This window comes from Buchnera aphidicola (Cinara confinis) (assembly GCF_900128735.1).
Taxonomy (GTDB): Bacteria; Pseudomonadota; Gammaproteobacteria; order Enterobacterales; family Enterobacteriaceae; genus Buchnera_F; species Buchnera_F aphidicola_L.
The window spans coordinates 21,210-33,624 of record NZ_LT667503.1; the positions used below are offsets into that span (position 1 = coordinate 21,210).

The following is a 12,415-nucleotide window of genomic DNA, read 5'->3' on the forward strand; positions in this document are numbered from 1 at the left end:
TCTTTTTTAAGCAAATTAATTTTTATATTTTTTGTTCATTCAGTGATTTTTTTTTATTTTATTTTTTTATAAAGGTTTTTTCAGCTTTTATTTGAATAATAAATTTTTTCTTGTTTATTAGATTTTATTTAGGTCTTTCTGCAGAATTTAAAAGTTCTGATAAATTAGCTGCTGCTTCTTCGGCACTAGAAGATAATATAGTGTGATCGTTTTTTTTTGTGGTTTTTGAAGAATTTTTTTCTAGACGATTTTTTGTTCTATTTTTATGATAAGAGTATCCAGTTCCGGCAGGTATTAATCTTCCAACAATAACGTTTTCTTTTAATCCTCTTAATTCATCTTTTTTTCCAGCGACTGCAGATTCTGTTAATACTCGGGTTGTTTCTTGAAAAGATGCAGCAGAAATAAATGATTCAGTAGCTAAAGATGCTTTTGTAATACCTAATAAATCTCTTAAAAAAATCGCCGGTTTTTTCCCTTTTTGTTCTAGTTTTTTATTTTTTATAATTATTTGAGAATAAGCTAATTGTTCGCCTGGTAAAAAATTAGAATTTCCAGAATTTAAGATAGTGGCTTTACGTAACATTTGACGTAAAATAACTTCAATATGTTTATCATTAATTTTTACTCCTTGTAATCTATATACTTCTTGTACTTCATTTACTATATATTTTGTGACGGCTTGGACACCTCTGAGTCGAAGTATATCATGTGGTGATTCCGGGCCATCCGAAATAACATCACCTTTTTCAACTCGTTCTCCTTCAAAGACATTTAATTGACGCCATTTTGGAATCATTTCTTCATGAGTATTGTTTCCAGTCGGTGGCGTTAATATTAATCTCCTTTTTCCTTTTGTTTCTTTTCCAAATGAAATTATTCCACTAATTTCAGCTAAAATAGCTAATTCTTTTGGTTTTCTAGCCTCAAATAAATCAGCTACTCTTGGTAATCCACCAGTAATATCTTTTGTTCCTCCAGATTCTTGTGGTACTCTAGCCAGAGTATCTCCAGAAGAAATTTTTATACCATTTTCTAATTGTATAATAGCTTTTCCTGGTAAAAAATATTGAGCTGGCATATCAGTCCCTGGAATAAAAATATCATATCCTTGTTTACTAATTATTTTTAATGACGGTCGTAAATCTTTACCTATGATAGTTCTTTCCGAAATATCTAATATTACGACTGAGGATAACCCGGTTAATTCATCTGTTTGTCGTATGACGCTTTGCCCATCTACCATATCTATAAATTTTATATACCCACTAACTTCTGTAATTACGGGAATAGTATGTGGGTCCCATTTTGCTATAATTTCGCCGGCTTGTACGGATTCTCCTTCCCCTTTTGCTAAAACAGCTCCGTATGGAATTTTATAGCTTTCTTGGGTTTTTCCGAATTCATCTATTGTTTTTAGTTCAATATTTCTAGATGTAATAATAATTTTCTTATTTGAATTAATAATAAATTTGGAATTGCTTAAGTGAATTGTGCCATTTTTTCGTACTTGTATACTAGACTCTAATGCTGACCTAGATGCTGCTCCGCCAATATGAAATGTTCGCATGGTTAATTGAGTTCCAGGTTCTCCTATTGATTGAGCAGCTATCACCCCAATCGCTTCGCCTTTTTTTACTAAAGTACCGCGAGCTAAATCACGTCCATAACAATAAGCGCATACACCAAAAATAGTTTCACAATTTACTACAGATCTTACCTTTATTTTATCAATAAAATATTTTTCTAAAAGATCACACCATTTTTCATGTAATAAAGTATTTCTAGGAATGATAGTTTTTTTGGTATTAGGTTTTAGTATATTTTCAGCTGTTAACCTTCCTAAAACTCTTTCTCTTAATGTTTCCTTGATATCACCGCCTTCAATTAAAGAGTGCATAATAATACCTTCAGAAGTCTGACAATCATCTTCGGTTACAACTAAATCTTGAGCTACGTCTACTAATCGGCGAGTTAAGTAACCGGAATTAGCAGTTTTTAATGCTGTGTCTGCTAATCCTTTACGAGCTCCATGAGTAGAAATAAAATATTGAAGTACATTTAATCCTTCTCGAAAATTAGCTGTAATAGGAGTTTCAATAATAGATCCATCTGGTTTAGCCATTAATCCTCTCATACCGGCTAACTGCCTAATTTGAGCTGCCGATCCTCTAGCACCTGAATCAGCCATCATAAAAATATTATTGAATGATGCTTGTTTTCTCTTTTTTCCTTTTTTATCGATAATGATATTGGTAGATAAATTTTTCATCATGGCGCGGGCCACTTTTTCATTAGCAACTGCCCAGATATCAATAATTTTGTTGTATCGTTCTCCAAATGTTACTAAACCTGTTTGAAATTGTTCATGTATTTCTGATACTTCATATTCTGCTTCTGCTATTATTTCTGTTTTTTCTTTAGGGATAACTATATCATCTATCCCGACAGAGGCACCAGATCGTGCTGCATAATTAAATCCTATATACATAATTTGATCAGCAAAATTTACCGTTTTTTTTAATCCTAAAATACGATAGCAGTAATTTAATAATCCTGAAATATCAGATTTTCCTAAGGTTTTATTAACTAAATTAAACGATAAGCCCTGAGGTACAATATTCCAAAATATTGCTCTTCCAATTGTGGTATCTACTATTTTATTTTTTATAATTTTTTGTTTTTCTTTTGTATTATTAGAGCAGTATTCTTTAATTCTGATACGTACTTTAGAATGTAATTCTGCTATTCCTAACATATATACTCGTTCTGCTTCTTTAGATCCTGATAATAACATTCCTTCTCCTTTTCCATTAATCTTTTCTCGTGTCATATAATAAATTCCAAGAACAACATCTTGTGAAGGCACGATAATAGGTTCGCCATTAGCGGGAGATAAAATATTATTTGTAGACATCATGAGAGAACGTGCTTCTAATTGAGCTTCTTCAGTTAAAGGAATATGAATTGCCATTTGATCACCATCAAAATCAGCATTATATGCAGCACATACTAAGGGGTGTAATTGGATTGCTTTTCCTTCAATTAAAATCGGTTCAAATGCTTGTATTCCTAGACGATGTAAAGTAGGAGCTCGATTTAATAAGATCGGATGTTCACAGATGATTTCATCGAGAATATCCCATACCACTGATTCTTCTCGTTCAACCATTTTTTTAGCGGCTTTTATGGTGGTAGCTAAATTTCTTTTTTCTAATTTTCCATATATAAATGGCTTAAACAGTTCTAATGCCATTTTTTTTGGAATTCCGCATTGATGTAAATGTAAATAAGGACCTACAGTGATTACCGATCTTCCTGAGTAATCTACTCGTTTACCTAATAAATTTTGTCGGAACCGACCTTGTTTTCCTTTAATCATATCTGCTAATGATTTTAACGGTCTTTTATTCGATCCTGTAATAGATCTTCCACGTCTACCATTGTCTAATAATGCATCTACTGCTTCTTGTAGCATTCTTTTTTCATTACGAATGATAATATCTGGTGCAGAGAGTTCCAATAAACGTTTAAGTCGATTATTTCTATTTATGACTCGACGATATAGATCATTTAAATCAGATGTTGCGAATCTTCCTCCGTCAAGTGGAACTAATGGGCGTAAATCAGGAGGAAGAATAGGTAAAACTGTTAAGATCATCCATTCCGGTTTATTTTTGGATAATAATAGTGATTCTATTAATTTTATTCTTTTTGTAAGTTTTTTTCTTTTTGTTTCTGAATTGGTTTCTAAAATTTCTGTTTTAAGTTCTTTACATGTACTTTTTAAATTCATATTTTGTAATAAATTTTGTATTGCTTCAGCACCCATATTAGCATTTAATTCATTTCCAAATTCTTCTATAGCATTTAAGTATTGTTCTTCTGTTAAAATTTGATTTTTTTCAAAATTAGTCATTCCGCTTTCTATTACAACATATGATTCAAAATATAATACACGTTCTATATCACGTAATGGCATATCTAATAATAATCCAATCCGCGAAGGTAATGATTTTAGAAACCAAATATGCGCTGTTGGGGAGGCTAATTCGATATGTCCCATGCGTTCTCGACGCACTTTACTTTGTGTTACTTCAACGCCGCATTTTTCACATATTACTCCTCTATGTTTTAATCGTTTATATTTACCACATAAACATTCATAATCTTTAATAGGACCAAAGATACGAGAACAAAATAATCCATCACGTTCTGGTTTAAATGTACGATAGTTTATTGTTTCTGGTTTTTTTACTTCTCCAAAAGACCAAGATCTTATCACGTCCGGTGATGCTAATGAGATTCTAATTGAATTAAATTCTTCGATTTTTTTGTTTTTTTTAAAAAGTTTTAATATATCTTTCAAGGAGTTAGTCCTATTTAGGTATAATATAATGTACGGAATTGATATCAATTTTATGTAAATATTTTTTATTCGTTATTTAGTTCGATATTTATACCTAGTGATCTAATTTCTTTTAATAAAACATTAAATGATTCAGGCATACCCGGTTCCATTTTATATTTTCCATTAACAATATTTTTGTACATTTTTGTTCGTCCATTGACATCATCAGATTTTACTGTTAACATTTCTTGTAAAGTATGTGAAGCGCCATAAGCTTCTAAAGCCCAAACTTCCATTTCTCCAAATCTTTGTCCTCCAAATTGAGCTTTTCCTCCTAATGGTTGTTGTGTAATTAAACTATATGAACCTGTAGATCGGGCATGCATTTTATCATCTACCAGATGATTTAACTTTAACATATACATGTATCCTACAGTAACGTCGCGTTCAAATTTTTCACCAGTGCGACCATCAAATAATGTAATCTGTCCGGACTCCGGTAAATTTCCTAGTTTTAAAAGTTTTTTTATTTCTTGTTCATGTACTCCATCAAAAACAGGGGTGGCAATAGGCATACCGTGACGTAAATTTTGAGCTAATTGTAATATTTCTTGATCAGAAAATTCTTCCAAATTTACTTTTTGATTAGTATTATTTCCCAAATCATAAGCTTTTTGTATAAATTTTTTTATTTTTTGTAAATTTTTTTCTTTTTTTAACATTGTATCAATTATATTTCCTATACCTTTAGCAGCTAAACCAAGATGTGTTTCAAGAATTTGTCCTAAATTCATTCGTGAAGGCACGCCTAAAGGATTAAGAACTATATCAACAGGTACTCCATTTATATCATATGGCATATCTTCTATAGGATTTATTTTTGAAATAACACCTTTATTTCCATGTCTACCAGCCATTTTATCACCCGGTTGTATTTGCCTTTTCACTGCTAAATATACTTTAACAATTTTTAAAATTCCTGGTGCTAATTCATCTCCTTGTGTGATTTTTTTTTTCTTTTCTTTTAATTTTTTAGAAAATTTATTTTTTAAAATTTTATATTGTTCTTTTAGTTGTTTAATTGATGTTCTTATATCTTTTTTATTATCAACGTTTATGCGAAAAAGATTATCTAAAGAATATTCAGTATAATTTTTGACATCTATATCCGCTTTTTTTAATATATCTAGAATTCTATAAATAAAATTTAATTCAAATATTTTTAATTGCTCGGATAATTCTTTTTTTATTTTTTTTAATTGCATCTTTTCAATTTCTATAGTTCTTTTATCTTTTTTTACACCATCTCGTGTAAATATTTGTACATCAATAATTGTGCCACATATACTATTAGGGACTCGTAATGAAGAATCTTTGACATCTGAAGCTTTTTCTCCAAATATTGCTCGTAATAGTTTTTCTTCTGGAGTTAATTGGGTTTCTCCTTTTGGAGTTACTTTTCCTACTAAAACATCTCCACTCGATACATCTGCACCAATATATACAATACCAGAGTCATCTAATTTAGAAAGAGCTGATGCACTAACATTAGGGATATCTGCAGTAATTTCCTCTGTTCCTAACTTGGTATCTCTAGAGATACATGATAATTCTTGAATATGGATAGTCGTGAACCGATCTTTTTGAACTATTTTTTCGGAAATTAAGATAGAATCTTCAAAATTATAACCATTCCATGGCATAAACGCTACTCGCATATTTTGTCCTAAAGCTAATTCTCCTAGATCTGTAGCAGGTCCATCAGCTAAAACATCGCCTCGGCGTACTTTTTCATTTAAAGTAATACACGGTATTTGATTAATACATGTATTTTGATTAGATCTGGTATATTTATTTAAAATATAAATATCAATACCGGATTCTTTTATATTGATTTTTTTATTTTTAATTTTAATTACAATACGAGAAGAATCTACATATTGCACTATACCACTACGTTTTGCTATGACTGTTACGCCTGAATCAATTGCAACAGATCGCTCCATTCCGGTTCCTACAAGAGGTTTTTCTGATTTTATAGTTGGAACAGCTTGTCTTTGCATATTAGCACCCATAAGAGCGCGATTAGCATCATTATGTTCAAGAAAAGGAATTAAAGAAGCGCCTACTGAAACGATTTGTTGAGTAGAAACGTCCATATAACTAACTTTATTTCGATGAATTAAACCAAATTCTCCATTATGTCTGCACGTTACATAATCATTATATAAAAAACCTTCTTTAGTGATTTTTGTATTAGCTTGTGCAATAACATAAGTACCTTCTTCAATAGCTGATAAATAATGAATTTCATTAGTGACCTGATGATGAGAAATTTTGCGGTATGGTGTTTCTAAGAATCCATATTGATTTGTTCTTGCATATACAGCTAAAGAGTTAATTAATCCAATATTTGGTCCTTCAGGTGTTTCAATAGGACAAACACGACCATAATGAGTAGGATGTACATCTCGTACTTCAAAACCGGCGCGTTCTCGTGTTAACCCGCCAATACCAAGCGCAGAAATTCTGCGTTTATGTGTTATTTCAGATAATGGATTATTTTGATCCATAAATTGAGATAATTGGCTAGATCCAAAAAATTCTTTTATAGCAGACGATATAGGTTTGGCATTAATAATATCTTGCGGCATAAGATTATCTAAGTCACTTATTGATAACCTTTCTTTAACTGCTCTTTCTACGCGTATTAATCCAATTCTAAATTGATTTTCTGCCATTTCGCCAACTGATCTAATACGACGATTTCCTAAATGATCAATGTCATCAACTTCTCCTTTTCCATTTCTAATATTAATTAGTTTTTTTATTACATCAATGATATCTAATTTATTTAAGATTCCTGGTCCAGAAATTTTTTGACGCTTTAGTGAACGATTAAATTTCATTCGTCCAACTGGGGATAAGTCATAACGATCAGTTGCAAAAAAAAGATTATCAAATAAATTTTCTGTAGCTTCTTTAGTTGGAGGTTCTCCGGGTCTCATCATTTTATAAATTTCAATTAAGGCTGTGTGGCGATCTTGTGTGGTATCAATTTGTAATGTTTCAGAAATATAGGGACCGTGATCTAAATCATTGGTAAATAATACATAGATTTTTTTATGGCCGGCCGATTTTAATTTTTCGAAATTTTCATGAGTTAAATTAGAATTAGCGGATATAATTAATTTATTACTTTTTAAATCTATATAATCTTTACTAATAATTTTTCTTTTTAGGTAGGAAAAAGGTACTATGATATTTTTTATTTTATTTTTTTCTAATAACTGAATTTGTCTATTTGTAATTCTTTTTCCTTTTTCAATATATACCTTATTTTGAGATACCACATCAAAATCTAATGTTTCTCCTCTTAGTCTTTCCGGTATCAGTTTCATAGATATATTTTCTTGGTGAATATAAAATTTGTCTTTCTTAAAAAAAAGATCTAAAATATCTTCAGTATTTAAATTTAATGCACGTAAAATCATTGTAACCGGTAATTTTCTTCTTCGATCAATACGAGCAAATAAATGATCTTTTGGGTCAAATTCAAAATCTAACCATGAACCTCGGTAAGGAATAATACGGGCATTATATAATATTTTTCCAGAAGAATGAGTTTTACCTTTATCACTATCAAAAAAAACACCAGGACTTCTATGTAACTGGGATACAACTACTCTTTCTGTGCCATTAATAATAAAGGTTCCATTTTTTGTCATTAATGGTAGTTCGCCCATATATACTTCTTGTTCTTTTATATTTTTAACATGAGGTTCTAATACATCTTTTTCGTAAATAATTAAACGTAGTTTGACTCTTAAAGGAGAAGAATAGGTTGTTCCTCGTATTCTACACTCTTTTTCGTCAAAAATATTTTTTCCTATTCTATAGGAAACATATTGTAATTCTGAGCTTCCATTATAGCTATGAATAGGAAAAATAGATTGGAAAGCAGCTTCTAAACCTTGTTGTCCTGTAGGATCTAATGTCATGAATTTTTGAAAAGAATTAATTTGAATAGAAAGAAGGTAAGGTATGTCTAATACTTTTGGTTGTTTTCCAAAATTTTTTCGTATTCTTTTTTTTTCTGTATAAGAGTAAACCATTAATTCCTCATTTTTTATAAAAACTTTTAGTTATGGGATTGATATTTTTTTCAAACGTTTTCATTTTTATATTTTTTTTAAAAATATTTGAACAATAAGCATGCTGGTATTTTTTTTATTCATAAAATTTTTTTAGAAAGCTAGTGACGTTATAAATTCACCAGCTTCTCTGACGGTTTGTATATTTTTAAACGATAATAAGATCATTTTTTTTTATTGTATTTCAGCTTTCGCACCAACGTTTATTATGTCTTTTATTAAAAGTTCCGCTTCTTTTTTTGTAATTTTTTCTTTAATGATAGTCGGAGCTGATTCGACTAAATCCTTAGATTCTTTTAGACCTAATCCTGTTACGCTACGAATAATTTTGATTACTGCGACTTTATTTTTTCCTATTTCATTTAGTTTTACATTAAATTCAGTCTTTTCTTCTATTTTTTTTGAAGAGATTTCATTTGTAGAATTTAACGGCATTGCGGATGATACATTAAATTTTTTTTCTATTTCAGAAATTAATTTTGTAATATTTTGTATAGACATTTCAGATAAAGCATTAAGTATTTGTTCGTTAGTTAGTGACATAATATTATTCCTAATAATTATAAAATATAATTTTTAATAGTTATATTTAAATTTTTTTAATTTTATAAATAGAATTTAATACATTTAATAATTTTCCTACAGCAGCTGTTTTTAATGTTAAAATTAGTTTGATTAATATTTCATTATAAGTTGGAAGTATAGCTAACTGTTCAATCTCTTGAAAAGATAATATTTTTTCTTCAAATATTGCTTTTGTAATTTTGAATCTTGTATTTTTTTCAGTGAATTTTTTGAATAGTCGGCTAGCGCTACCTGGATGTTGCATAGAAAAAGCGATTAATGTAGGCCCTTTTAAAGTGTCACTTAATTTTGAGAATTTAGTATTTTTTAGAGATTTTTTTAGTAGCGTATTTCTTATAACAGACATTTCGATATTTAATGAACGAGCCTTTTTTCTTAAGTCATTCATTTCATTTACTTGAATATTTGATATATCAGCAGTGATAGCAGATAATGCAAATTTAGCGATGTTATGATTTTTTTTTATAATTTTTTTTTTATTTTTTAATTTTAACATCATGTTATTATCCTTTTTTATTATCATATAAAATTTTTATAATTTTTAGATATTTTAAAGTTAGGGTATTAAAATCTTTTTTAAAAACTATAATAAGATAAATATTTTTTATAGTTGATTTTATTGATTTATGTAATACCAGTTAATTTTTTTAAGTTAACTTTTTTCTTTGATATATAAGGATAATGATTATATAAAATATATTGTATAAATTTTATAAAGAAAGATGGTCAATAGTTATTCCGGGACCCATAGTAGTAGATAAACTGATTTTTTTACAATAAATTCCTTTAGATTGATTGTTTTTAGATTTTTTAATAGCATTAAATAATATTTGCAAATTTTGATATAATTTTTTTTCAGAAAAGTTTATTTTACCAAAACTACTATGTATTATCCCATTTTTATCATTCTTGTAATTTACTTTTCCTATTTTTGCTTCTTCTATTGATTTTTTTATATCTTCGGTAACAGTTCCAAATTTAGGATTTGGCATTATACCTCGCGGTCCTAGAATAGGTCCTAATTTACTAACTATTTTCATGGTATCTGGAGATGCAATAATAATATCAAATACTATTTTTTTATTTTTAATAATATCTGCTAGATCTTCGGTGCCAACAGCGTCTACATTTAATGATTTGGCTATTTCTGCATTTTTTCCTGTAGCAAAAACCGCAATTTTTGATTTTTTTCCTGTTCCATGTGGCAGTAATATGGATCCACGGATATTTTGTTCAGATTTTTTAGTATTTATATTCAGATAAAAAGCTGCATCGATACTTTCATTAAATTTAGCAAGTTTTAGTTGTTTTAAAAAATTTATTCCATTTTTTGCGGAATATAATTTATTTTTTTTTATTTTTTGTTGATTTTGTTTCTTTTTTTTAGATAATTTTTTCATATATTATTCCTTTATCACTTTAATGCCCATAGAATAAGCAGTTCCTTCAATAGATTTTGCTATTTTTTCGATATTTTTTCCTGTCATATCTTGTTGTTTTAATTTAGCGATTTCATAGATTTTATTTTTTGTTATGGTGCCTATGATTTCATGTTTTGGTTTTTTAGATCCCGTTTTAATATTTATTTCTTTTTTTAATAAAATTGATGCTGGTGGAGTTTTTATAATAAATGTAAATGTTTTGTCTGCAAAGACTGTAATAATAACTGGCGTTGGAATTCCTTTTTCAAGATGGGCGGTTTTTGCATTAAAAATTTTACAAAATTCCATGATATTTACTCCTTTTTGACCTAATGCTGGTCCTACTGGAGGACTGGGATTAGCCATTCCAGATAATATTTGTAACTTTATTTTTGTATTTGTTTTTTTTATCATATATTTTCCAGACATTTTTGATGATTTTTTTTATCTTTTTAAATTAAGGAAGTTTTACATTTTTTAAATGAATTATTATCTTTTTCTCTTTAGTTGTTTTTTTCTACCTGTTCAAAATTTAATTCAACAGGAGTAGATCTGCCAAAGATTGAAACAGAAACCTTTAATCGGTTTTTTTCATAATCTATTGTTTCAACGACACCGTTAAAGTCTGAAAAAGGACCATCATTAACACGTACATTTTCGCCAGGTTCAAAAATAGTTTTTGGTCTAGGTTTATTACCAATTTTTTTTAGTTTAATTAGAATTTTGTTTATTTCTTTTTCACTGATGGGAGCTGGTTTATCAGAAGTTCCTCCGATGAAACCTAAAACTTTTGGTAAGTCTCGAATTAAATGCCAACTGAAATTACTCATTACCATGTTAATTAATATATAGCCTGGAAAGAATTTATAATCGCTTTTTATTCTCTTTCCTTTTTTTATTTCAATCACTTCTTCAGAAGGAATCATAATTTTTCCAATGATATCTTCTAATTTTTTTAATTTGATGTGTTCTTTTATTGATTGTGCAACACGATTTTCAAAGCCGGAAAAAGATTGTAATACATACCATTTTTTTTTTGCACACATACCATTTTTATAACCTCAACTAACTAAATAATCCATGATATTAAATGCATTAAAAAATTATCTAATACCCATAAAATTAATGATAATAGTATTGTAATAATAATGACAATTGCAGTAGTTTTTAGGGAATCTATTTTTTTTGGTACAATAATATTATTTAATTCTCTTGTAGATTCTTGAAGAAAAATAAAACATTTTTTCCAGATTTTTGTATTAAATAATATACATATACAGAAGATTATTAAGAGGACATTTATTACAATATGTACTATATTTAAATTTGTTTTTTTTGGAAGTGAATTATTTTTTAAAAAAATAATAAATATTAACAAAATATTGAACCATTTGATTTTTTCTATATGATGATGTATATATTTTTTATAAATTTTTCGAATATACATATTTTGAACCTTAAAAAAGAAAATGGTTTTTATAAAACGATTATATTTTTAAAAAAAAATTTATATAAAGAGTTTTTATTTTTTCAATCTATATATATTTTTTATTTAAAAGTATTTTAATTTATAATAGTGATTTTTTTTTGATATATATAAGAAGTTTATAGATTTTTTCGGAGAAATTTTTATTTTTTTTGCTGATACCTAGATTTGAACTAGGGACCTCATCCCTACCATGGATGCGCTCTGCCGAGCTGAGCTATATCAGCGTGTTTTTTTAGCGGGCAGTGGGAATTGAACCCACATAATCAGCTTGGAAGGCTGAAGTAATATCCATTATACGATGCCCGCATTATAAAAAATATAGATATTTTTTTGGTGGGAGAAGGATTCGAACCTTCGAAGTCTATGACATCAGATTTACAGTCTGCTCCCTTTAACCACTCGGGCATCCCACCTT

Annotated in this window: 8 protein-coding genes and 3 tRNA genes; all 11 read right to left on the bottom strand. The window is 28.6% G+C overall.

Going from position 1 to position 12,415, the window contains the following annotated elements; all coding sequences use genetic code 11:
* Positions 1-124: 124 nt before the first annotated feature.
* A complete protein-coding gene (rpoC, locus tag APCICONF2801_RS00090; RefSeq protein WP_075431640.1) occupies positions 125-4,369 on the bottom strand; it encodes a DNA-directed RNA polymerase subunit beta' in 4,245 nt (1,414 codons plus the stop codon).
* 65 nt (positions 4,370-4,434) lie between these two features.
* A complete protein-coding gene (rpoB, locus tag APCICONF2801_RS00095) occupies positions 4,435-8,466 on the bottom strand; it encodes a DNA-directed RNA polymerase subunit beta (RefSeq protein ID WP_075431641.1) in 4,032 nt (1,343 codons plus the stop codon).
* A gap of 213 nt (positions 8,467-8,679) precedes the next feature.
* Positions 8,680-9,048: a 50S ribosomal protein L7/L12 gene (rplL, locus tag APCICONF2801_RS00100; RefSeq protein WP_075431643.1), complete on the bottom strand. Its 369-nt coding sequence runs from the start codon at positions 9,046-9,048 to the stop codon at positions 8,680-8,682.
* A gap of 46 nt (positions 9,049-9,094) precedes the next feature.
* Positions 9,095-9,589, bottom strand: coding sequence for a 50S ribosomal protein L10 (gene rplJ, locus APCICONF2801_RS00105; RefSeq protein WP_075431644.1), 495 nt, complete (start codon positions 9,587-9,589; stop codon positions 9,095-9,097).
* A gap of 211 nt (positions 9,590-9,800) precedes the next feature.
* Complete coding sequence (rplA, locus tag APCICONF2801_RS00110) at positions 9,801-10,490, bottom strand: 50S ribosomal protein L1 (RefSeq protein WP_075431646.1); 690 nt, start codon at positions 10,488-10,490, stop codon at positions 9,801-9,803.
* Positions 10,491-10,493: 3 nt separating this feature from the next.
* Positions 10,494-10,925 carry a 50S ribosomal protein L11 gene (gene rplK, locus APCICONF2801_RS00115; protein ID WP_075431648.1) on the bottom strand — a complete coding sequence of 144 codons (432 nt, stop codon included), beginning with the start codon at positions 10,923-10,925 and terminating at the stop codon, positions 10,494-10,496.
* 89 nt (positions 10,926-11,014) lie between these two features.
* Entirely contained in the window at positions 11,015-11,557 is a 543-nt protein-coding gene (nusG, locus tag APCICONF2801_RS00120; protein ID WP_075431650.1) for a transcription termination/antitermination protein NusG, read from the bottom strand.
* A 23-nt stretch (positions 11,558-11,580) separates the two neighbouring features.
* Positions 11,581-11,958, bottom strand: coding sequence for a preprotein translocase subunit SecE (secE, locus tag APCICONF2801_RS00125; RefSeq protein ID WP_075431652.1), 378 nt, complete (start codon positions 11,956-11,958; stop codon positions 11,581-11,583).
* 192 nt (positions 11,959-12,150) lie between these two features.
* Positions 12,151-12,224: transfer RNA gene (locus tag APCICONF2801_RS00130), tRNA-Thr, on the bottom strand.
* A gap of 10 nt (positions 12,225-12,234) precedes the next feature.
* Positions 12,235-12,306, bottom strand: a tRNA-Gly gene (locus APCICONF2801_RS00135).
* 25 nt (positions 12,307-12,331) lie between these two features.
* A tRNA-Tyr gene (locus APCICONF2801_RS00140) sits at positions 12,332-12,413 on the bottom strand.
* Positions 12,414-12,415: the final 2 nt, after the last annotated feature.